18 protein-coding genes and 1 pseudogene are annotated in these 23,548 nt (G+C 50.7%); 4 read left to right on the top strand and 15 right to left on the bottom strand.

All coding sequences use genetic code 11. The annotated features are described in order from the left end of the window. Nucleotides 1–21: 21 nt before the first annotated feature. The 5 genes from ACTNDI_RS10035 to ACTNDI_RS10015 all read right to left on the bottom strand — a co-directional run bounded on the left by ACTNDI_RS10035 (nucleotide 22) and on the right by ACTNDI_RS10015 (nucleotide 5,685). The gene (locus ACTNDI_RS10035; protein WP_441100886.1) at nucleotides 22–1,035 is read right to left on the bottom strand and encodes a type II secretion system F family protein; all 1,014 of its coding nucleotides are present in this window, start codon (nucleotides 1,033–1,035) and stop codon (nucleotides 22–24) included. Then, complete coding sequence (locus tag ACTNDI_RS10030) at nucleotides 992–2,200, bottom strand: CpaF family protein (RefSeq protein WP_441100850.1); 1,209 nt, start codon at nucleotides 2,198–2,200, stop codon at nucleotides 992–994. Before ACTNDI_RS10030 ends, ACTNDI_RS10035 begins: the two co-directional genes overlap by 44 nt. Further along, nucleotides 2,158–3,237: a hypothetical protein gene (locus ACTNDI_RS10025; RefSeq protein ID WP_441100849.1), complete on the bottom strand. Its 1,080-nt coding sequence runs from the start codon at nucleotides 3,235–3,237 to the stop codon at nucleotides 2,158–2,160. Before ACTNDI_RS10025 ends, ACTNDI_RS10030 begins: the two co-directional genes overlap by 43 nt. Nucleotides 3,238–3,453: 216 nt before the next feature. Then, nucleotides 3,454–3,978, bottom strand: a complete 525-nt coding sequence (locus ACTNDI_RS10020) for a prepilin peptidase (RefSeq protein WP_441100848.1) — start codon at nucleotides 3,976–3,978, stop codon at nucleotides 3,454–3,456. A gap of 567 nt (nucleotides 3,979–4,545) precedes the next feature. Further along, entirely contained in the window at nucleotides 4,546–5,685 is a 1,140-nt protein-coding gene (locus tag ACTNDI_RS10015; RefSeq protein ID WP_441100847.1) for an RNA-guided endonuclease TnpB family protein, read from the bottom strand. An 81-nt stretch (nucleotides 5,686–5,766) separates the two neighbouring features. Between ACTNDI_RS10015 and tnpA the strand changes: the two are divergent. From tnpA to ACTNDI_RS10000, 3 genes and pseudogenes are all read left to right on the top strand, one after another. After that, nucleotides 5,767–6,167 (top strand): annotated as a pseudogene (gene tnpA, locus ACTNDI_RS10010) (IS200/IS605 family transposase). 79 nt (nucleotides 6,168–6,246) lie between these two features. Then, nucleotides 6,247–6,984, top strand: coding sequence for a TraX family protein (locus ACTNDI_RS10005; protein ID WP_441100846.1), 738 nt, complete (start codon nucleotides 6,247–6,249; stop codon nucleotides 6,982–6,984). A gap of 247 nt (nucleotides 6,985–7,231) precedes the next feature. Beyond that, complete coding sequence (locus tag ACTNDI_RS10000) at nucleotides 7,232–8,668, top strand: sodium-dependent transporter (RefSeq protein WP_441100845.1); 1,437 nt, start codon at nucleotides 7,232–7,234, stop codon at nucleotides 8,666–8,668. A gap of 289 nt (nucleotides 8,669–8,957) precedes the next feature. On the opposite strand, the gene ACTNDI_RS09995 is transcribed toward ACTNDI_RS10000, so the two are convergent. Genes ACTNDI_RS09995 through ACTNDI_RS09985 form a run of 3 tightly spaced genes read right to left on the bottom strand, consistent with a single transcriptional unit; the run spans nucleotide 8,958 to nucleotide 11,733 of the window. After that, nucleotides 8,958–10,019 (bottom strand): NUDIX domain-containing protein, encoded by a 1,062-nt coding sequence (locus ACTNDI_RS09995; protein ID WP_441100844.1) that lies wholly within the window; start codon nucleotides 10,017–10,019, stop codon nucleotides 8,958–8,960. A gap of 23 nt (nucleotides 10,020–10,042) precedes the next feature. Further along, nucleotides 10,043–10,264 carry a hypothetical protein gene (locus ACTNDI_RS09990; protein ID WP_441100843.1) on the bottom strand — a complete coding sequence of 74 codons (222 nt, stop codon included), beginning with the start codon at nucleotides 10,262–10,264 and terminating at the stop codon, nucleotides 10,043–10,045. 38 nt (nucleotides 10,265–10,302) lie between these two features. Then, a complete protein-coding gene (locus tag ACTNDI_RS09985; RefSeq protein WP_441100842.1) occupies nucleotides 10,303–11,733 on the bottom strand; it encodes a transglutaminase domain-containing protein in 1,431 nt (476 codons plus the stop codon). Between the two features lie 271 nt (nucleotides 11,734–12,004). Between ACTNDI_RS09985 and deoD the strand changes: the two genes are divergently transcribed. Further along, nucleotides 12,005–12,745, top strand: a complete 741-nt coding sequence (gene deoD / locus ACTNDI_RS09980; protein WP_441100841.1) for a purine-nucleoside phosphorylase — start codon at nucleotides 12,005–12,007, stop codon at nucleotides 12,743–12,745. A gap of 94 nt (nucleotides 12,746–12,839) precedes the next feature. Here deoD and murI read toward each other — a convergent pair whose 3' ends face one another. The 7 genes from murI to ACTNDI_RS09945 form a co-directional block, all read right to left on the bottom strand. Continuing rightward, nucleotides 12,840–13,631, bottom strand: a complete 792-nt coding sequence (gene murI, locus ACTNDI_RS09975) for a glutamate racemase (protein ID WP_441100840.1) — start codon at nucleotides 13,629–13,631, stop codon at nucleotides 12,840–12,842. Nucleotides 13,632–13,955: 324 nt separating this feature from the next. Then, nucleotides 13,956–15,788, bottom strand: a complete 1,833-nt coding sequence (locus ACTNDI_RS09970) for a Na/Pi cotransporter family protein (protein WP_441100839.1) — start codon at nucleotides 15,786–15,788, stop codon at nucleotides 13,956–13,958. A gap of 200 nt (nucleotides 15,789–15,988) precedes the next feature. Next, nucleotides 15,989–16,240 carry a hypothetical protein gene (locus ACTNDI_RS09965; protein WP_441100838.1) on the bottom strand — a complete coding sequence of 84 codons (252 nt, stop codon included), beginning with the start codon at nucleotides 16,238–16,240 and terminating at the stop codon, nucleotides 15,989–15,991. A gap of 113 nt (nucleotides 16,241–16,353) precedes the next feature. Then, nucleotides 16,354–18,423, bottom strand: a complete 2,070-nt coding sequence (gene glgB, locus ACTNDI_RS09960; protein ID WP_441100885.1) for a 1,4-alpha-glucan branching protein GlgB — start codon at nucleotides 18,421–18,423, stop codon at nucleotides 16,354–16,356. A 490-nt stretch (nucleotides 18,424–18,913) separates the two neighbouring features. Continuing rightward, a complete protein-coding gene (locus ACTNDI_RS09955; protein ID WP_441100837.1) occupies nucleotides 18,914–19,681 on the bottom strand; it encodes a TatD family hydrolase in 768 nt (255 codons plus the stop codon). Nucleotides 19,682–19,983: 302 nt separating this feature from the next. Next, a complete protein-coding gene (metG, locus tag ACTNDI_RS09950) occupies nucleotides 19,984–21,993 on the bottom strand; it encodes a methionine--tRNA ligase (protein WP_441100836.1) in 2,010 nt (669 codons plus the stop codon). Between the two features lie 129 nt (nucleotides 21,994–22,122). Then, the gene (locus ACTNDI_RS09945) at nucleotides 22,123–23,343 is read right to left on the bottom strand and encodes a homoserine dehydrogenase (RefSeq protein WP_441100835.1); all 1,221 of its coding nucleotides are present in this window, start codon (nucleotides 23,341–23,343) and stop codon (nucleotides 22,123–22,125) included. Nucleotides 23,344–23,548: the final 205 nt, after the last annotated feature.

Here is a 23,548-nt window from a genome sequence, read left to right as displayed (position 1 = left end):
TACCTGTATATTCCTCAATGCTCAGACCTCGATTTTGCACATCTTTCTTCCCGCCGCAAATGCTCCTGCATACAGGATCAGACAGAAGGTCATCAGAACGGCGCCTGCCGGATTTCCGTAGATTTTGTCTGAAAATCCTTCAAATGTCACCCGCATGTACAAAATAATCCCCGCCGGCATGAAGCTCATGATGCTCTGCTCATATCGTCTGGAAGCCGTAACCGTGTCAATTTCCTGCCGGGTATCGATCTTCTCGCAGATATTTCTCCACGTTGACTCCAGAATATGACTCATATCCCCGCCGGTCCGCTTTGCGATCACCAGAACCTCGCTGAAATTCATGATATCCTCCACTCCGCTCCGCGTTCCGAGTTCAAGGAACAGCTGCTCTACCGGCTTTCCGAACCGCATCTGCCCTGTAATATCCTTCAGTTCTGCTGCAAGCGGATCCCTCCTTCCATACAATTTTGTGAGATCAGATGCCGACATGCGGACACCATTTTCCAGAGAATAGCCGGCCAGAAGATTCGTATGAAGAGAAGACAGAAAATCCCGGAAGTGATAATTCAGCAGCCGCTGCCTTTCCTCCCGCTTCTGCTTCTTCTTCGCGAGAACATAGAAGACCATGACCGGAACAGCCACCGGGGCAGCAAAGAGGGAATGGTAGCACAGCCATACCACGCACACTCCCAGCAGCATTCCGATGAATCCGTACTTCAGAAGCTCCACAGGTGAAAACGTGTAAACCCGGTAGTCCGTCCTTCCTGTCCTGCGTATTCTTTTCGCCCCTCTTATTTCATAGGATCCGCCTGCCCTTCCCGCCCATGCGGTCTTTCTTTTTCTGCCTGGCCCTTCCGCCCCTTCGGTCTTTCTTTTTCTTCCTGCTCCTTCCGCCTCTACGGTCTTTCTCCAGCGTCCTTCCTTCTTTTCTCCTTCTCCAGAACGTTCTTTGAGAACTTTTCTGCCTGATGTTCCTCCTTTTCGATCTTCCTCACGGGAGGCTGCGCCTCCGCCAGAGCTTTTCCAGTTTTTCACGATTTCCAAGTTCATTGACCTTTCTCAGCACTCCTTCTCTGTCCCTTTCAAACAGGGTACGGATCTCCGGCTCCTCTCCCTTCATCCCGGAAAGCTCTGCGATTTCCCCGAGCTGCCGTTTCCCGTCCGCCTCTCTTGTCAGATGAATCATGATCTCAACTCCGGACACAATCTGTCTGCGGATCACGGGAACCGGAAGCTGCTCTCCCATCAGGACCATCATCTCGAGCCTCGATATCATATCCCTCACACTATTGGCGTGTGCTGTCCCCAGACTTCCGGAGTGCCCTGTGTTCAGGCACATCAGAAAATCCTCTGCCTCCGCTCCTCTCACCTCTCCGATGATGATCCGGCTCGGCCGCATTCTGAGAGCAGCTTTAATCAGATCCCGGATCGTTATGGCATGACCTCCCTCCAGGTTTGCGTCTCTCGCCTCCATCCGAACCAGATTCGGAATGCCCTGAAGCTGAAGTTCGGCGTTATCCTCGATCGTAATGATGCGCTCCTCCGATGGAATACAGGATGACAGCGCATTCAGAAATGTCGTCTTTCCTGTCGACGTTCCACCCCCGATAAGCATCGAATACCTCGCCTCCACAAGGTCCTTCAGAAAAACTGCCGCCTCTCTCGTCACACTTCCCCACCGGATCAAATGCTCAAGCGTCACAGCCTCCTCCGGAAAACGTCGTATCGTAAGAATCGGTCCGTCGAGCGCAATCGGATTCATGACCACATTCACCCGCGAACCATTATCATCCGGAAGCCTCGCGTCTACGATCGGTCTCTGTTCATTTACCACCCGGTTGCACCTGCCCACAATCTGCTGGATCACATCCTCCAGCCTCTCTCGCGAAGCAAAATGACGTTTCCAGGAATAGAGTCTCCCTCCCTTCTCATAAAAGATATGACGATACCCGTTCACCATAATCTCCGTGATCTCCGGATCATCCATCAGCTCCTGCAGGACATCCAGCTTGCGGACCGAATAGAAAAGCGATTTGTGCAGCTGTTCCTTCTCGGCCAGAGACATCGGGGAAGACGATGAATCATTCAGGATCAGATCATCAATAAGTTCCTGTATTTCCTCATCTTCCAGATCCGGATTTTCTTCCAGATGATCCATCAGGCCGGCCCGTATTCTCTCAAAGATATCCTCGTTCCGCACCGCTTTCCCTCCTCCGTCATCTCACTGAAATCCATGCATCCCCGTATGATCCTTCCCAGCCTCCCGGACAGCTGTCTCTCCAGGAAATCATCATTTCCGGGAGCAGAGTCCGGATCCGGAAGGATCACCTCCCGTATTTTTTCTCTGCCTGCACGCTCCTCCAGCTCGGCGGCAAACGCCTGGTTCCGCATTCTGGAAACAGGATCGTCATGCGCGATGACGTAGATCTCCTCACAGCCCTGCATCAGCTCGTCAAACCCGTTCATCTTCCAGTCCAGATCCAGAAGGATTCTGCGGTATGTACTGGTTCGCGTCAGCTCGCCAAGCATCCCCGTCCACTGATCCTCCGTCATCTCCCCGATATCCGACGCATCCCTCACTGGAAGCAGATAATCGAGAGAGCCGAATTTGCGCAGCATTGTACTCAGCTGATAAATCAGACCGCTTCTCCCGCGTCGGTAAAAATACATCAGATCGCTGAGCGTCCGCATACTCTCCCCCTTTTCGGGAATAAACTGCTCCATACCGGATCTGGGCTCCAGGTTCAGATACAGGCTCGGAAATCTTTCCGACAGAATCCGTCCGTATATCATGGAAAAAATCACCTTCTGCCCCGGATCCGACACGGAGCATATCCCCGTTCTAATACAGGACGGCTTTGCGATGACCTCCGGCTCCGTCGCGGCTTTCTCCGCTCCGTAGCAGTCCATGACTTCTCTGACTACACGGCTCTGGCTCTGATATTTGTAAATCTGCCGGCAATTCGCGGCTTCCGGGAATCCCTCCTCCGGAAGGCCGGAGCCGTCCTCTGCCAGAATCATCACCGTCCCGATATCCATCTGACGTATCTCATCATCGGCCGCCCTTTCTGAAATCAGCAGAATCTCAATATGATGTTCAAGCGTAAATTCTCTGAGCGTTTCTACCGAAGTAAAACTCCGGATCTCGAATGGAAGATTTTGCTTTTCCGTTAAATAGTTCATAAAGCGAACCGCGTATTCTCTCTCCGTGTCGCACACCGCAAGTACTTTTCGCATCAAATTCTCCTCCTTCCGGATTTTTTCTGACACAGACCGCCATGGCACGACCGCACGGCCCTGTCCATCCCTCCTCAGTACCATCCCGCCCATGGCACACCCTCACAGCTCTGTCCTTCTCTCCTCAGTCCCGCGCTCTATGGCACGGCCCCACGGCTCTGTCCTTCCTCAGTCCCGCGCTCTATGGCACGGCCCCACGGCTCTGTCCTGCCCTCCTCAGTACCATCCCGCAGCCCATGGAATCAGCGCGCCGAATATAAAAACTGCCAGATGCACCCGTTCTTCCGGTCGGCTGCTCTTCCAGTATGGTTCCAGACCTCCGGAACCCGAAAATGTATATACGTATCTCTTCATAGAATGGAATCGGTCAAAAATGGGGAATCGGTCCGAACCGGACGGTGAGAGGCACAAATGCAGAACGGCATACACGGCTGCCGGCAGAAATGTAAACAGAAGCAACAGGAGCATCTGGCCGGGCTTCATGAAAATCCCGGTCACCATCAGAAGCTTGATATCGCCTGCTCCGATCATCCGGAACAGATAAAAGGGGATCAGAAGCAGAAAAGGAATCAGCGCAGACAGGAATTCCGGATGCCACCGGCTTTCCCGGCAAAACAGGATCTGCCCTGTGAGACTGAGAAGAAGTCCGGTCAGAACCCATCTGTTCGGAATTTTCTCCTCCTTCAGGTCAGAAAGCGCGGCTCCCTCTGCCAGAACCAGTACAAGAAGACGTGTATTCATAGGCTTATTCTTTCATTCGAGCAGACGTGTATCTTTAGACTCATTCTTTCATTCAGGCAGACATATATCTTTATTCTTTCATTCGAGCAGACATGTTCATACAGGTCATAAATGTTTAGCGGGGAAATCCACAGGCTTGCCTGTGGGTATAAGTGAGTTGTCTGGGAATCTGTGTAGAAATGTGTGATGGATTTGATGGTTTAAGAATATAACGCGCCTGCACCTTTTTCAAGCCGGTAAAGTACGTCACTATCCACAAATAATTTTTCCGGATTTTGTAGGATTTACCCGGCGTCACTTTATGGTATAATGGTTTTCATTATTGGCCTTGCAGAACTTTTTGACACTTTGCCTGCAGGATATGCGTGTTTCCTGATTTTGACGACCGCCTGCAGGACGTCCGTATCCACAGGTAGCTGTCAACTACCCACGACCTAAAGGTCATGGGCTTGTAACTGCCCAGTCGTACTAACGACTTACGTCTCCGACCTTTAACCCCAATAGATACTGCTATCTAAAGTGGCGTTACATCATGGGGGTGGTTGACAGCACCCCTTGCAGCAAAGTTTACTCTGCTGCAACTGCATCAGGTACTTGACTATCAGCAAGATAGTTTATTCCCATACGATACAGATTCATAGCTCCAATACGGTCATCATTTGATTGATAGCCACAGTTCCTGCAAGCAAACAAATGTATCTTCTTGTTACGGTTAGCCTTTTCAGTATGTCCGCAGATAGGACAGCACTGACTTGTGTAACGAGGGTCAACTTTTATTACAGAAGATTGATTCTGTTTTGCTTTGTAAATTAATTTTTGTTCGAAGTCATAAAACGCCCACGATACAGAAACATAGCGATTTTTTGTTTTCACACGTTCTGTGGCATTACGAACACCTGTCAAATCTTCAAGTACGAAAAGAGTATGCTTTGGATTGGATTCAACGAGTGCCTTTGATACACAATGGTTCACATCCTGCATCCAACGGTTTTCTCGCTGACCGATAGCTTTCAGTCTTCTTCTTGCCGAAGGTGTCCGTCGCGTTTGGAGTTCTTTGCGAAGTTTGGAATAGCTAGCGCGTCTTTGCTTGATAGCTTTCCCGCTAACAAATCCAGACTTGTGATTACTGTCATAGGTTGCAACAACGAAGTTAATCCCTCTGTCAATGCCTACAACATTACAAATGTCAGAAATATTACTTTCTTCCACGTCATAAGTTACCGGTATGTAAAGATAATATTTGCCATGCCTGTTTATGAGCTTAGCAGTACCAAACTTATAAATTGTGGGGTCAAAATATTTAGACATGCCTTCAGTGAAATATGGCAATTTAACACGACCATTAAGCGTATTCACAGAAAAACAGTTTTTCGTTAAAGAATAATCTCTATTCCAGACCAAATCATACTGAGGTTTCTTGAAGGCTGGCCGTATCCACTCCTTTTGATTTTCAAGAATAGTTTTATATCTTGCAATGACCGTTTTCAAGACGGACTGAGCCATTTGAGATTTAAGGCCAAATTTTTCTCTTAAAGTAGAATACAAAACCTTATTAAGTGAAAACTGCTTTAAATCATGAGTTTGGAATACATAGTTTGAAACATAATTACAGGCATCACGATAAACAGACATAGTTTCATCAAGCAAAACCTTGTCTGTATCAGTGGCGACTATTTGAACTTTCGCTGTTATCGTCATCTGTTCCATAGATGTACTCCTTTTGTTGACATTTCACTAAATATAGTATAATCGCAGTTAGTGAAAGTCAATAACTATCAGAGGTAAACTATGAGAAATAGATATAATCGTCATAACAGACGAAAATACAGCCTAAAAGTACATATAGTTCTTGTAAATATCGTAAGCAACTATTAAAAGGTTCAATTGCTGACGATGTTAAGCAAAAGATTTTTGATATAGCCAATACTCGGGACTACGAAATAATTGCTATGGAAACAGACAAAGACCACATACATTTCTTAATAAGTTATGATACGACTGATAGGGTTTGCGACATTGTTAAGATTGTAAAGCAAGAAACAACATATTACCTATGGCAAAAGTATGGTTCGTTTCTGTCTCAACAGTATTGGAAGAAAAGGATACTTTGGTCAGATGGATACTTTGCTTGCAGTATTGGAGAAGTATCGTCAGCGACTATACAAAAGCATATTGAGAGTCAGGGTTGATGGCTAAAGATTTATAAGGCTCCTCCCACCACCTGAAGGTAGTGGGTTTCCGCCAATGATTGACGAAAGGATTTAATTTATGAAGAATCTGTTTCATCCGCATCCCGCAAAAAAAATATCGCTGAGCGGTAATGAGCTGAAAATCATCGCGTGCGTCAGCATGTTTCTGGACCATTTCGCGAAGGTCTTTCAGGCAGAGCTGGACTCTTCCCTGTATTTTGTCCTGGATAACATCATCGGCAGACTGGCCTTTCCTCTTTTCTGTCTCCTTCTGGCAGAGGGCTATTTCCACACCCGGAATCTTCGAAAATACATGATCCGCGTCGCGCTGCTCGCTCTCGTTTCGGAAATTCCCTTCAATCTTGCCATGTCGGGTCAGTTTTTCGATCCCCGCTGGCAGAACACCGTATTTACCCTTCTGCTGGGGCTTCTGATGTTCTGCTTTCTGGACACCATCCGGAGCAGATCCGACCCGGTCCGGCTTCCCGCCGTACTGCTTCAGATTCTGACCGTCTTCGCTTCTGCCGCTGCCGCATGGTTTCTGCGCACAGATTATGACGTCTTCGGAATCGGCGCTCTCGCCTGCTTCTACTATCTGAATGGACGGATTTTCAAAAGTCCCCTGACCGCAGATCTCTGGGCATGCTTCTGTCTGTTCCAGGAACCGGCAGCTTTTCTGTCACTCCTTCCGGTGGCAGCCTACAACCGCTCCAGGGGAAAGAGGAAAATGAAGTATTTCTTCTACTTCTTCTACCCGCTGCATCTGCTTCTGCTGGTCGTTCTGCATAAAGTGATCCGTGGCACCCATGCCCTGTAATTCTGCCCGCTGCAGCCCTCCGCAGATACGTCTCGTATTTCTGCGCGCAGCAGCTCTACGCAGATACACTTGTGAACCCGTGAACCTGTGCGGTACAGCCCGGGCAGACAGGACAACGCTCCTGCGGGAATGCAGCCCCGCCATACTGGACAACGCTCCTGCGGGAATGCAGCCCATTTGAAAAAAACAACGCCTTCAATAAAAGCAATATATATGAATACAGAAATAAGGAGGACAATAATTCACAATGACAGCTCAATCAGACCGGAACAGATCCGGAAAGAAGAAATCAAAGACAGGCTCCTTCAGCGGACAGCTGGGATTTGTAATGGCTGCCGCCGGAAGCGCGGTCGGTGTGGGAAATCTCTGGCGGTTCCCCTACCTTGCGGCCAAGGACGGCGGAGGACTTTTTCTCATCATCTACCTCTGCCTGGTTCTCACCTTCGGATTCACGCTTCTGACCTCCGATATCGCAATCGGCAGAAAAACAAGGAAAAGCTCTATTTACGCCTATGCCTCCATGCGGCCGCGCTGGAAATTCCTCGGAATCATCACATTCTTCGTACCCGTTCTCATCATGACCTATTATGCCGTAATCGGAGGCTGGATCAGCCGCTATATTGTCGTATATTTTACCGGAGCACAGAAGGCAGCTGCCGGCGACAGCTTCTTCACCTCCTTTATTACCTCACCGGTATCCCCGGTATTTTTTGCTCTGCTGTTCATGGCTGTGACCTCCATCATCGTCTATAAAGGTGTAGAGGGAGGAATTGAAATGGTCTCCAAGTGGATGATGCCGATTCTGCTGGTTCTCATTGTAGCGATTGCCATTTTTTCACTGACACTCCGCCACACGGATGAAAATGGCGTCACCAGAACCGGAATACAGGGACTTCTTGTCTACCTGACGCCGAATTTATCCGGTCTGACCTTGGGAAGATTTCTGCAGATCCTTCTGGATGCCATGAGCCAGCTGTTCTTCTCGCTCAGCGTCTCCATGGGGATTATGATCACCTACGGCTCCTATGTAAAGCCAGATGTGAATCTCAACCGTTCCGTCAATCAGATCGAGATCTTCGACACCGGTGTGGCTCTTCTCGCCGGTATGATGATTATCCCGTCCATTTACGTATTCTCCGGAACAGACGGCATGAGCGCGGGAACCAGCCTTATGTTCGTATCCCTCCCGAAGGTATTCTATGCGATGGGAGCCCCCGGCATATTCATCGGCGCCATGTTCTTTATCATGGCGGCCTTCGCCACCCTGACCTCATGCATTTCCGTTCTGGAGGCCATTGTTGCCAACTGCATGGAACTCTTTCACGCCTCAAGAAAAAAGGTCACCGTCATTCTGACCATCATCTATATGGCAGCTTCCGCTGTCATAGCGCTCGGATACAGCATCTTCTATGTGGAGGTCAGGCTTCCCAACGGTTCTGTCGGACAGCTGCTCGACATCATGGACTATATCAGCAACAGCTTCATGATGCCCTTTATCTCCCTGCTCTCCACCATTCTGATCGGATGGGTGGTCGGTCCGAAATGGATCATCGATGAAATGGAGTCCAGCGGAGACCGGTTCACCCGCAAAAAGCTGTATGTCATCATGATCAAATATGTCGCCCCGGTCATGATGTTCGTTCTGTTCCTGCAGTCCACCGGCCTGCTCAATGCCATTGCCTGAACGCAAACACTCGCGTAAAAAACGCAATAGCATGCTTCCCCGGCCTGAGCGCTCGGAGTATCTGCCCGCCTTCAAATTTCCCCGGCCTGAGCGGTCGAAGCGTCTGCCCGCCTTCAAATTTCCCCGGCCGGAACGGTCGGAGTATCCTGCCCACATTCAAATGAACACAGGAAAAGCGCACGCGTAAAAAACACTGCATACCCGCACAAGTCCGGCTGAATCCGGGCTTGTACAGGTATGCAGTGTTTTTCCTTCCAAATGACGCTGAAGAGGCCCCTATATCATCTGTTTATCTCTGTTTTTTCAGATACTCGAGCACCCGATCAAATTCATCCGGGTAGATACAGGTCGCCTCCCTGTTCTCCAGTACCATCTGCCGGCATTCCTCCAGATCCATCCAGCGCACGCTCTCCACCTCAGATTTCTGGAGCACGAGACGGCTCTCGTCGACCTGTCTCTTGTAGACAAAGAGATGCGCGAATTCGTGATCACGGAACATCCGGCCGTGAAATTCCTTCTCATAGCTTCCCTCATGGACACCCAGATACTCAAGATCCCCGGCACCGGCATGAATTCCAAGTTCCTCCCCTAATTCCCGCAGCGCCGACTCCAGCGGCTCGTCGCCGGCATCGATATGCCCGGCCGAGGAGATATCCAGACAGCCCGGATTCGAATCCTTGTCTGCGCTCCGCTTCTGCAGCAGGACCTCCATGCCCGACGGGCTGCCTTCCGACGGCCGCACAATCCAGATATGGACCGTTCCGTGAGGATCTCCCTCCCGATGCACTACATTCCTTTCCTGCACAATTCCGCTTCTGGTCCCGTCCTCCTTCAGCACATCAAACAGCTCCATCGGACGGCCGTTCAAGACCGCAGTCACCAGTCTGTCTTTCCCGTCATATACCAGCTTCAGGGAAAAAAACGGCACGTTCTCGTCGATGAGCCGGAAGAAAATCTTGTCTCCGGCCCAGAGATTCAGCTTCCACACCTCTTCGATGTCGATCCACGCAAGCTCGCCCTCGTCACATTCTGCCGGCTCGCCGCTGTATCCATCCGCGGTAAACAGAGACATATATTCATAATCCCCTTTTCCGGAGTCAAATGTCACGATCCCCCGGTACTGCCAGGATGTCAGTGTGTAGCCCGTTTCCTCGCGCACCTCACGGATCACGCACTCCTCCGGACTCTCTCCCAGCTTGAAATGGCCGCCGACTCCGATCCACTTGTCTCTGTTGACGTCATGCTTCTTCACGGTCCGGTGCAGCATGAGATATTTCCCGTCCCTTTTCAGATAGCATAGCGTACTCATATTTTTCAGGTCGTTTTTCTGTTTTTCCTTTACAAGATCCATCGTTCGTCTTCTCCTGCCATACATCACTCACGGCTTTCCCGGCCGGATATATGTTCCGGCCCGCTCCAGCCCTGTACCGGTTCCGCTTTCCCGGCCGGATGTCCGTTCCGGCCCACTCCAGCCCTGTACCAGCTCCAGCTTTCCCGGCCGGATACACCTCCGTCTTCTCCGCCCTTATACCAGCTCCGGCTTTCCCGGCCGGATATTTTTCCGTCTCCTGCCATGCCTGCGCAAATCACAGTCACGCCCCTGCGCACCTGCCTGTGACTATATATCCGCTTCCTCAGCCCGGTATCCCGTCCCCGTCATAATCGGTCTGTCCCCGGTAACCCACCGAATAGCCTGAAAGAACATCGTAGGTATAGGCAGTGCCGTTCGCAATCGGCGCAAGCTTTGAGATATAATCCGCCGTTCCACTGGCATGCCCGGTACCATCGTCCCGCACATGCACAGAAGATGAGAGGAAGGTCGCGTATCCGTCCGGCGTGTAATATGTGTACTCGCTGCCGGGCGTATAATTGCTGATCTGCTCTGTCGTCAGATTGAACATAAAATGACGGATCCGGTTCCAGTACGCGGCATCATTCAATGCCGCGTCAATGATCGGCCCGCCGGACGCGTACTGCTGCGGGTCCGAGTCCTGGTCGTCCCATGTCGGATCCACCTCATACCATTCACCGTCCAGCTGAACCAGATTCCACGAATGTGCCTCCATGGAATCCGGATCTGAGCCCGCATATCCCCCGACTCTCGTACATGTAATTCCCGCCTGCTGCAGAAGATACTCATAAGCATAAGAATACCCGTCGCAGACGCAGGTATTTGCCTGGTTTCTGCTGTTGGCGACCAGTGCACCGTATGCGGTATACCCGTAATCAAAGGCACCGTCCGGTGAGTAGGACGCAGCCAGATCCTTGTCATAGGTCACGGTATCAATCAGCTTGTCATGGATCTGCAGCGCAATCTCCGGCTGTGAACGCGTCAGATCTATGTCCGCCATAAAATTGCTCACCGCCTGATTGAAGGCTGTCATCTGGTTCTGATAATCATCATACGTCCTGCTCAGCCGGATCATAACATCATACGTCCCGCCTGTGCTCAGGCTGTTGTAATAATACTGGAAATTTCCGCTGCTCTGCCGGAACCAGAACAGCTCCGGATGATCGTAAATCAGCGCCTCGTATGCAATCGTCAGTTCCCTGCCAAATGCATCAGATGACGGATCCTCACTGACCGTCACCTTTTTGTGATAATCCGTAGATGTCGGGTCTCTCGTCACCGCCAGAAGCGCATTGTATATTCCCTGTTCCTCCGCGGAAAGCTGCGTGTAGTAGTAAAAAACCGGGGCATTATTCACAAAAAGTGAATCGCCCTCCGGCAGTTTGTCCTTATAATCCCCGGTCACTCCATCCAGAAACGAAGAAATGTCCGAGATAATCGACTGCCCGGAACTCGATGTGGACTGCTTTCCGGAACCGCTTCCCGCATCCGAACCCGATCCTGAAGGATCACCCGTTTCGCCGCTTCCTCCGGAAACAGAGTCCGCAGCTGACGAGGAAGTATCCTCAAGATCTTTATTCACATTAAAAAAATTCCGGAACATATCCGGAAGCTCTGAGACATGAAAGTCTCCGGAGCCGCAGCCCGCAAGCAGGGCCCCGCACATAAGCACAGTCAGAACGAAAAGTCCTGTCCTCTTTTTTCCTATCATCATATCCGTCTCCCTGATGAATGGTAAAACCGGTTCGTCCGGTTCACACCACTGCCATCGCATACTCTGAGGCCCGTGGTTTTTTATGAAGAGAATTATATCATGTTCCCTTCAGATATGCTAAAATATCAACGAAATCTAACCGCCGTCCCGCACGCGCTTATCTGCTGACGGAGCACGGCAAAAAAATCTGAACTATCTGCATCTGCTTTGCCGCCGGCATTCCTTTTCCAGAATCCGGTTTCGCAAAGCCATCGAAAGGAGCTAATGAATTATGGGAAATGTTTCACCATCCGCATGCATGGAAGTAAAAGACGGAACACATGTTGCAAAAGTAGTCCTGATGCCAGGCGATCCTCTCCGCGCAAAATATGTGGCGGAAACCTATCTTCAGAACCCGGTCCTGTTCAATGATGTCCGCGGAATGCTCGGATACACCGGGATCTACGACGGTGTCGAGGTATCCGTCATGGGAAGCGGCATGGGAATTCCCTCCATCACCCTTTATTCCCATGAATTGTTCACCTTCTATGGCGTCGAAGGAATCATCCGAATCGGTTCCGCAGGCGGCGTCGGAGACGATGTCAATGTACGTGACGTTGTCGTTGCAATGAGCGCCTCCACAAACTCCGCCGCTCCGTCCCGCTACGGACTGCCCGGCACGATCGCTCCGACCGCAGACTGGGGCATGCTCCGCGACGCGGTACGAATCGCAGATGAAATGGGTGTGCGCACCTCCGTCGGAAGCGTCTATTCCTCCGATTTCTTCTACTATCCCGATCCTGCCGTTGCGGAAAAGGAAAAAGAGGCAGGGCTTCTTGCCGTAGAAATGGAAAGCGCCGGTCTCTATACAGAGGCCATGTACGCTCACAAAAAGGCACTGGCCCTCTTTACCATTTCCGATCACCTCTTCAAGCCGGAGCATCTCTCCCCGGAAGAGATCAAGACCTCCTTCCATGAAATGATGGAAATCGCCCTGAAGACCGCTGCCGATACCGTGAGAAAGCTCGGCTGATTCTGCTGCACGGCGACCCGCTGCTCCGCCCATCCGGAACGACGGATCGCCGCGCGGCGTTTTATATTTTTGACATCCTTCACACGAATCCAGATTATTCGATGTCCGCATCCAGAAGCTGCCGGTAAATCTTCATTTCTTCCTCTGTCCTCAGACTGGAATCCAGAACGACTCTTCCCGGCTCTTCTCCTTTATTCAGCAGACCATGCCGCGAAAGCTGGCGGTGCAGTTCCCTTGCGGTTCCTCTGCCCCCGTCGTAGAGCGGCACATCTCCCATGACGCTGTGAATCTGCTTCTTCAGAAACGGATAGTGCGTGCATCCCAGTACAATTCCGTCAACCTGTCCCCGATAAGGCCCGATCATCCTCTCAAGCATCTGTGTAACGTCCGCCGCATCCAGATTTCCCTTTTCCACCCGGTCGGCAAGACCCGCGCAGGAAACCGGGATGAATTCCGCCTCCCCGGCAAGTCTTCCCGAAAGCTCATGGTATTTCTCCAGCCTCAGTGTGACCGGTGTCGCCATCACGAGAATCCTCCCGTGATGCTCCTCTCTGGCGGCCGGCTTCAGCGCAGGTTCGATTCCGATCACCGGCATTGTCTTTTCGTACTTCTCCCGGATCAGCCTTACCGCCGCACTGGTTGCGGTGTTGCAGGCGACGACAATCGCCTTGCATCCCTCATTCACCATGCGATCCACGATCGCCATGGAAAGCTCCTGTACCTTCTCTACCGTCTTCTCGCCATAAGGCGCATTCGCCGAATCCCCAAAATAATAAAAATTCTCGTTCGGGAGCTCGCGGATCATTTCCCTCAAAACGCTGATTCCTCCGACTCCGGAATCAAACACGCCTACATAACCCCTGTATTTTTTCTCATCTGTACTCATGTTCCCGCCTGTCCTGATTCAGTCTATCGGAATTACATCCGGTTTCCAACGTGATCTCCGCCGTACAATGCCAAAGCAGCCCTTCATGCCCCGCAATCGGGTCAGCATTTAATCTATAAAGCCAGCTGCTCCGTTGTTTTCGCACCTCTCGCAGCTGCCACATCTGACCGACTTCATCGGTCTGCCGCGGCGTTCTCCGCGCACAGCCCCTTCACAGCCGAACGCATACCACTGTTCCTGTCATTCAAAAAGTGCCGCGCCACATGTGCACGACACCTCTATCTTACCAAATGTTTCGGATTTCTTCAATTGTACGCAAGGACCTCATACGCGGACCTTCTTTGCCCTGGCCTTCGGACGGACGGCATCCGCCGGAATCCTTTCTTCACTCTCCGGATCCATCCCGCCCTGAAGAATTTCTTCACTCTCCGGGTGTGGACTGCTCTGAAGAAGTTCTTCTCTCTCGGGATCCGGCTCACCCTGAAGAAGTGTGCTGAAATTGATCTCCTTCAGCGCGGTATCCGACAGATTCAGGCAGCTGCTTCCCATCCGGTCAAGATCGTGCAGAAGCGCGTTGAAGCTCACCGTCATCTTCGCATCGCACTTTCCCTTTGCGACCCGCTTCACGTGATCCTTCCGCATCCCTTCATCGATGTCCATGACCATCTCCCGTTCCTTCTTCAGACTGTCCGTCTCAATTTTCCCGGGATCCGCCATGAGGACAAGTGTTTCCTCAAACATCCTGCGAATCAGTTCCATGGATTTCCGAAGCTCCTTCATCGCATCCTTGGAGTATTTCAGTTTCATATTCTTCGCTCCCGCGATGTTTTCAATGATACTCCGGCACAGATCCGCAATCCGGTCGATTTCACTCTGAATCAGAAGAACACCTGTCGCCATGGATGCCTGGTCCTCCGTGATGGCACCGAACGAAAAAACAGCGGCCAGATATTCGTTGATCTTTTCTGACAGCTCATGTACCCCCGCAGCCTCCGCACGGATTGTCCCAAGTACGGCATCACTGTCCTTCTGTGTGATCTCCTCCGCCTTTCCGAACATCCGCTGGACGATATGCGCGGAATGAAGTGTCTCCTGCGCCACAAGATGGAGCGCGGCAACCGGCTGCCGGATCAGCTTGTCATCCAGATATTTGGGCTCGCCGAGTGGAACCACCCGCTCCTTCTTTCCCGGGAGAAGCTTCATGACGATCCTGACCATCAGCCACAGAAGAGGCGTCCAGATCAGAGTCATGATGATATTGAAACCGGTATGGGCATTGGCAATCTGTCTGGAAATGACATCTACCTCATTGCCCTTCGGAGAGATCATCGTGATCAGATTCGCGTAGGGCTTTACAAACCAGATGAACAGCAGACTGCCGCTCACATTAAAGATACAGTGCGCCAGCGCCGTCCGCTTTGCGTCGATGCTCTGGCCGATACTTGCCAAAATGGCTGTGATCGTCGTTCCGATATTATCGCCCAGGAGAACCGGTATCGCTCCCGCAAGGCCGATGATGCTTGTGATCCCGTCTGCGGCAGGCTGAGACGCAAAATTCTGAAGAACCGCAATGGTAGCGCTGGAGCTCTGCACTACAAGAGTCATCATCAGACCTGTCAGAACACCCAGCACCGGAATATGAGCGACCTTCCCAATCAGGTTAATAAAGAAGGGACTGGAAGCCAGAGGTTTCATCACGCTGCCCATGATCTCGATTCCCTCAAACAGAAGCCCGAAAGCCAGGATGGTATTTCCGATGTATTTGATCTTCTGCTTCTTCGCGGTAAATCCGATGATAAAACCGATGAAAATGATGATAAAGATATAATCACTCAGCTTGAACGCTATGATCTGAGCCGTCATGGTCGTTCCGATATTCGCTCCGAAGATGATCGAAATCGCCTGCGGAAGAGTCATCAGGCCTGCGCTCACGAACCCGATCGCCATGACCGTCGTCGCACTGGAGCTCTGCAAAACCGCTGTAACCAGTGCTCCTGAAATCACTCCCAGCACCGGATTTCTGGTGAGCATCCCCAGCACCGTGCGCATCTTCTCTCCGGCCGCTTTCTGCAGACTGTCGCTCATCATGTTCATGCCGAACAGGAAAATCGCGAGTCCTCCCAGCAGACCAAATACTATCTGTACCTTCTCATTCATAACCTACCTCCGGGATCTGTAACGCTCCATTAACATATAGATTAAGCGTACAAAAGATAACCCGGAGAAACTATCTGTTTAATATAAAGTCTGTGTTAATGCTATGTTAATTGTTGTCGGAGCATTAACAAACGATATGTAAAAGGGCCGCCCCTTTCTTTTAAATTTTAGTTCAAAACTAAAATAACAAAAGCAATCTTCTAAACTCCCTTTAAAACATCGTCTATCACAGATTTTGCAAAATCATAGTCATTTTTTTTCACATAAACATAGTACATAATTTTTTGGTTCGGATTTTCACCAAAGTTGCCCAGCAATCCAGAACCTCTGTTAGACCTTCCAAAATCGCTACTTTTTATCTCATATCTAATCTTAGCACTATTAAGCTTTCTGGTAATATTTTGCAATTCTATCGTATCATATGTTAAAAATAGTTCTCTTTTCCCAAACATACAATCACCTTAAAATTAAGCTATCGCAGAAAGGAAGCGATTCATTCCAAAAGTTAACAGATACTCCCGCAGTATATGCTGCATGCATATATTGCAAAATTTTACACAGTCTGTCAGTTGAATTTGAATACCGCGGCTCCGTAAGCCGGAAGCTCGTAGGCGATGTGAAGCTTCTGCCCGTCGCATTCGCCCTCCTCGGCCTTGTATTTGAGCGGAACCTTGTGATCCCCTCCGTACTTCTCGCATTTGCTGTCGAGAATCAGCGTGTAATTCCCGGCCTTCGGCACGCCGCACATATAGTCCGCGCGCTCCACCGGCGTGAAATTGATGACAAAGAGAAGATTGTTTCTCTTCGTCGGCGACCATCTCACAAAGCTGAAGATGCTCCGGTCGCAGTCGTCCGCGTTCATCCATTCAAATCCCTCATAGCCCTTGTCATTTGCGTAAAGGGCAGGATATTTCCGGTACATGTTCAGCAGGTCACGCACATATGCCTGCAGATGCTCGTTCTTCTTGTCCTCCAGAAGGAACCAGTCCAGCTCCCTCTCCTCGCTCCACTCTCTGTACTGTCCGAAATCCTGACCCATGAACAGCAGCTTTTTGCCCGGATGGCCGAACATGAAGGTATAACCGACCTTGAGATTCTGGAACTTCTCGTCGTCCTGTCCCGGCATCTTGTTGATCATCGAGCATTTCAGATGAACCACTTCATCGTGTGAGAGAACCAGTATATATCTTTCGCTGAACGCATAGGTCATCGCGAAGGTCATCTTGTTGTGGTTGAACTTGCGGAAATACGGATCCAGCTTCATGTACTCAAGAAAATCATGCATCCAGCCCATGTTCCACTTGTAGGTAAACCCGAGGCCGCCGTCCTCCACCTTTCCGGTCACCTTCGGCCACGCGGTTGATTCCTCGGCAATCATCATGACGCCCGGATTCCGACCGGGCACAAGCGTGTTCAGATGTTTGAAAAATTCAATCGCCTCGAGGTTCTTGTTGTCCCCGTATTTATTGGCGATCCACTCTCCGTCCTTTCTGCCGTAGTCCAGGTACAGCATAGAGGCAACCGCGTCCACCCTCAGGCCGTCCACATGGAACTCCTCCACCCAGTAAAGCGCATTCGCAAGCAGGAAATTCTTCACCTCCGGACGGCCGTAGTTAAAGATCTTGGTGCCCCAGTCCGGATGCTCTCCCTGTCTCGGGTCCGCATGCTCGTATACGGCATCGCCGTCAAAATTCGCGAGTCCCTCGGCGTTTTTCGGGAAATGCGCGGGTACCCAGTCCAGAATTACACCGATCTTGTTGCGGTGAAGATAATCCACCAGATACTTGAAATCAGCCGGCGCCCCGTAGCGGGAAGTCGGTGCGTAATATCCTGTCACCTGGTATCCCCAGGACTGATCGAGCGGATGCTCGGCTATGCCCATAAGCTCGACGTGGGTATATCCCATGTCCTTCACATACTCGACGATCCGCTTCGCGAATTCCCGGTAGGTATAAAACCCTTCCGGATTTTCCTCACTGTATGGATGCTTCATCCAGGACCCGGGATGCACCTCGTAGATCGACAGCGCAGCCGTTTCCGGCACAAGGTTCTGCCTGTTGCGGATCCATGCCGCATCACCCCACCGATAGCTCAAATCCGCTATTCTCGAAGCCGTTCCCGGACGAAGCTCCGCCCAGTTCCCGTACGGATCCGCTTTGTACAGCTTCTGATTGTTCTTCGAGATGATCAGATATTTGTAGAGCTGACCCACTGCCGCTCCCGGGATAAAGATCTCCCAGATTCCCTGATCTTCGATCTTCTTCATGGGATTCGCATTCTCATCCCAGCTGTTAAACTCTCCGATCACATACGCCGCGACCGCATTCGGCGCCCATAATGTGAACCACGTTCCGTTCTCGCCATTCAGACGCGCTGTGTGCGCGCCCATCTTCTTGTACAGATCATAGTGAGTCGCCTGACCGAACAGATAAGAATCCAGATCAGAAAAAATATGCGGGTCCTGTTTAACCTTGTTTTCCGAAGACTCTTCTGTTTTTTCGGATTTCCCGGAAATCTCCGGTTCATCCACAATCTTTCCCGACTGTGCCTTCGCCACCGATCTTTTCACATTTTTCTTCACTGAATTTACGGTAGCAGCCGCATTTTTGCCTGCCTTTTCCGTTGCATCCTTCATCGCCCTCGACGCGATATCCGATGCCTCCTTCGCTGCCCTGGCAGCCTTTCCGGAAGCCTCTTTCACTGCGGCCGTCGCCCTCTCCACGGTCTCGCTTTTCTTTTCTTCCCCGATGCTTTTTCTTGCCATATCCCTCTCCTTTATACGGATGCTATTTTCTATGGAATTGCTGTCTCTATTCTCTATAAAAAATGTCCTCTCGTCCCTTTAACCGCTTCGCGTCTCTTCGTGCTTTTCCTTGTTGCCTTCGAAATCGCATACAGTCTCTTTCACACGCTTCGCGCGTGTCGATCCTGTATGCGTTTTCGAAGAGCTTATACAGTCATAATATCACAAAAAGATTTGGATTCGTATAGAAAAATATGGAAAATTACACAAATGAGGGCCCGATTTTCTTCCGTCATCTTTCTAATCCGCCCTATTGCATCCGATACATTTTATAATGCCTCCGATAATCCCAATTGCAATATTTCAGGCTGTCAGGTCAGGCTTACTGCAGCCGGTACATTCTGCAGGCATTCTCCCAGGTTGTCTGCTCGACTTCCTCCGCTGATATCCCCTTCAGCTCCGCGATCGCACGCACCACATACCGGAGATTCCGGGAACTGTTCCTGCTTCCCCGGTTCGGCTCCGGCGCAAGATACGGGCAGTCAGTCTCCAGAACGAGATGTGACAGAGGAACTGCCTGCACCGTTTCCTTCAGACGTCTGGCATTTTTGAATGTGACCACACCCCCGATTCCCAGATACATCCCCATCTCTGTATATTCCAGCGCCTGTTCGCCAGAATACGCATAGCAGTGAATCACACCGCCGATCTCTCCCAGGTTCTCCTCCCGGGCAATATTCATCGTATCCTGTGCAGCGTCTCTGCTGTGAATGATTACCGGAAGCCTGTGACTTCTCGCCAGTTCCAGCTGCCTTCTGAACCAGTAGATCTGCTCCTCCCGGTTATCCTTGTTCCAGTGATAATCCAGTCCGATCTCTCCCACAGCCACGCACTTCGGAAAACGCAGATATTCTTCCAGTTCTTTTACCCGTTCCTCATTCAGCTCCCCGACGTTGTCCGGGTGCAGACCAAATGCGGCAAAGGCATCTGTATAACTCTCCGCTATCCTTCGCGTTTTTTCCAGACTGGCCCAGTCGGAAGCTACGTTGACGAACCGTCCCACATGATAATCCGGAAGGGTCCGGATCATCTCATCTCTGTCCTCATCAAAAGCTTCATCCTCGTAATGCGCATGTGTATCAAATATCATTCTTCATCACCTCACAGGGTAAAATTCCATGCCGTAAACATCAGCACATACTGCTGAAACGGTTTGTCGTGAGCTATGCGCTCGTACAGCCACCCTTAACGTTTTGTCCCGGCCACGCGTATCTGCAGCCGCCCTTATCCGTTTTGTCCCGGGCAACGCGTTCCTGCAGCCGCCCTTATCCGTTTTGTCCCGGGCCACACGTTCGCACAGCCCCTTATATGGCAGAAGACTGCAACACACCTGCTGCAGTCTTCCGTATAACCCAGCCGCTATATAACGGCATTTTCTCTAAAAAATTTTATTTATGAAATCCCGGAGCCTGACGGCATATCTTTCTCAGGTGCCATCAGAGTCACATTTCCCTCACTGTCTTCCGCGGCGAGAATCATGCCCTGCGACTCCAGACCGGCAAGCTTCGCCGGCTTCAGATTAATCAGGCACATTACCTTCTTGCCGACCATCTCCTCCGGCTTATACCATTTCTTGATTCCGGACACGATCTGACGGGTCTGGTCACCGAATTTAATCTGAGACACCAGAAGCTTCTTCGATTTCGGAACCTCTCTGCACTCCAGAACCTCACCTACCGCGAACTGCATCTTCGCAAAATCATCATAGGTGATCTCCGCCTTCGGCTCAACGTGGATCTCCGGCTTCTCTTCTCCTGCTGCATCAGCCCCTTCGCCGGCTGTACCGCTCTGCGCAGCCTCTCCGGACGCGGCCTTCTGTCCTTTACGGATCTCCTCTACCTTTTCCATGACATCCTTCAGGTCCTGTCTTGCAAACAGAATCTCCGGCTCTTCCGTCACCTTCGTGCCGCTCTTATACAGGCCGAATTTGTCGGCATCTGCATAATCTCTCTTCCCGGTATTGAGCTGCTTCAGAATCCGCTCCGTCGTTTCCGGCATATACGGCTCAAGAAGCGATGCTCCTATGGTAATGCTCTCCGCGAGATTGTACAGAACCGTCGCCAGTCTGTCCTTCTTTGTCTCATCCTTGGCGAGTGCCCACGGCATGGTTTCATCAATGTATTTATTGCAGCGCTTGAAGAGCGCAAAAATCTCGGTAATCGAATCCGCGACGTGAAGTCCCTTCATCTTTTCCTCGACCTTGCCCGCAGTCTCTGTGACAACCGCCTTCAGCTGATCGTCCACGGGATCATTCACATTTTTGTTCTCGACAATTCCGCCGAAATATTTATTTGACATGGAAATCGTACGATTTACCAGATTGCCCAGCGTATTCGCAAGATCAGAATTCAGGCGTTCCACCATCAGCTCCCAGCTGATGACACCGTCATTCTCGAACGGCATCTCATGAAGAACAAAATACCGGACCGCATCAACCCCGAAGAGATTGACCAGATCATCCGCATAGATCACATTTCCCTTTGACTTGCTCATCTTGCCGTCTGCCTGGATCAGCCATGGATGTCCGAATACCTGCTTCGGGAGCGGCTCGCCCAGCGCCATCAGGAAGATCGGCCAGTATATCGTATGGAAACGGATGATGTCCTTTCCGACCAGATGAAGATCCGCCGGCCAGAACTTCCTGTACTGCTCGCTGCTGTTCCCGTCGGCGTCATAGCCGAGTCCGGTGATATAGTTGGTCAGTGCGTCCAGCCATACATATACGACATGCTTGTCATCAAAGTCTACCGGAATTCCCCATTTGAAGGATGTTCTGGATACACAGAGATCCTGAAGCCCCGGAAGCAGGAAGTTATTCATCATCTCATTCTTTCTGGATACCGGCTGAATAAATTCAGGATGTTCATTGATGTATTCAATCAGTCTCGGCGCATATTTGCTCATTCTGAAGAAATATGCCTCCTCCTTTGCCCGTGTGACCGGACGTCCGCAGTCCGGGCACTTGCCGTCCACCAGCTGGGAATCCGTCCAGAAGGACTCGCACGGCGTACAGTACCATCCCTCATAATGTCCCTTGTAGATATCGCCCTGCTCATAGAACTTTTTGAAAATCTTCTGGACCTGTCTGACGTGATACGCATCTGTCGTGCGGATGAACTTGTCGTAGGAGGTATTCATCAGATCCCAGATCCGGTGAATCTCAGCTGCCACGTCATCTACATACTGCTGCGGCGTGCATCCCTTCTCCTCGGCCTTGTTCTCAATCTTCTGGCCGTGCTCGTCCGTACCGGTCTGAAAATATACCTGATATCCCTGCATCCTGCGGAATCTCGCAATACTGTCCGCAAGAACGATCTCATAGGTATTACCGATATGGGGTTTTCCGGACGCATATGCAATAGCCGTAGAAATGTAATAATTCTCTCCTGTATGTTTTACCATTCTCTAATCACCTCTTCCGCCGACAGATGAGCCGGCTTCTCTGTTGAATAACGCCACATGCAGGACCGGGAGACCATCGTCTCCCGAACCTCATGTGGCATTGAATACCCTGTCACGTGCCTGTCTTTTTCAGAAAAATACACGGATTCTTCCGAGGATTTCTTCACCCATCTGGTCCGCTTTTGCCTTGAATTCAGATTCCTTCATCTTTTTTGTGATAAAGGCGAACTCGCCGGGCACTGCCGGCAGACTGATCGGCTCTACCCTGCCAAAAATCTCATTCACCTTGTCAATTTTTTCTGATACGGATCCCTTCACACGAACAAAGAAACGATTCTCCATCGTACTGACGTCACACAGCTTCAGGGTTCTGCTGCTCCAGTTCATCATTATATTGCGATGAAGATGCTTTGCCTCATCCACAACATCCGCCACAACCGCGCTGGCTGTAGGAAGCTTTCCCGCGCCGCTGCCGTAGAACATTGCGTCACCGAGAACATTCCCGTGAATGAAAATCGCGTTGAAAACTCCGTTCACGCTGTAAAGAGGGCTGCTTTCGTTGATCATGCCCGGGCAGACCATAGCGTAGAAACCATCGTCGACCTTACAGCTTGTCGCCAGAAGCTTGATCGCCGCGCCGATTTCCTGCGCGTACTTCATGTCCACTGCCGTGATCTTGGTAATTCCCTCCGTATAGATATCATGATAATCCACATGACGTCCGTAGGCCAGCGAAGAAAGGATGGCAATCTTCCGGCAGGCATCGTATCCCTCAATATCCGCCTCCGGATTGCGCTCCGCGTAACCGTTATTCTGCGCCTCCGCGAGAGCCTCGTCAAAATCAGATCCGTCCCGTCCCATCTTTGTCAGGATATAGTTTGTCGTCCCGTTCAGAATACCGGTGATCTGATCAATCTCATCCGCTGTGAGCGAAGAGTTCAGCGGACGGATAATCGGAATTCCTCCGCCGCAGCTCGCCTCAAACAGATAGTTAATGCTCTTCTCCTTCGCGATCTTCAGAAGCTCCGTGCCATACGTCGCAACGAGCTCCTTATTGGATGTGCACACGCTCTTGCCTGCAAGAAGAGCGCTCTTGGTAAACTCATAAGCAGGGTGCAGTCCGCCCATGGTTTCCACGACAATGTCTACCTCCGGGTCCTGCAGAATCACATTGAAATCATGGACCAGAACCTTCTCCACCGGATCTCCCGGAAAATCTCTGAGGTCAAGAACATATTTGATCTTGATCTCATCCCCTGCCTTCTTGTTGATACTGTCATGGTTGGTATTGATTACTTCAACTACTCCGGAACCTACGGTTCCGTAACCCAGAACGGCAACATTAACCATCTGTATTCTTCCTCGCTCTCATCTGATGTAGGTGTATAAGCTCTTCGAAAACGCAGACAGGATCGTCACACGCGAAGCGTGTGTAAGAGACTGGATGCGATTTCGAAGGCAACAGGTATGAGCGTGAAGCCGTGTGAAACACGGCGAAAACGCGAATACCTGTAGGATTGCGGGAGTGCGAAGCACGGAGCAATCCGTAGCTTAT

The organism is Bilifractor sp. HCP3S3_D3 (assembly GCF_052063915.1).
In the GTDB taxonomy this organism is placed as follows: Bacteria; Bacillota; Clostridia; order Lachnospirales; family Lachnospiraceae; genus Bilifractor.
The sequence above is the reverse complement of the archived record's forward strand: the minus strand, read 5'-3'. Positions and strand labels throughout refer to the sequence as shown.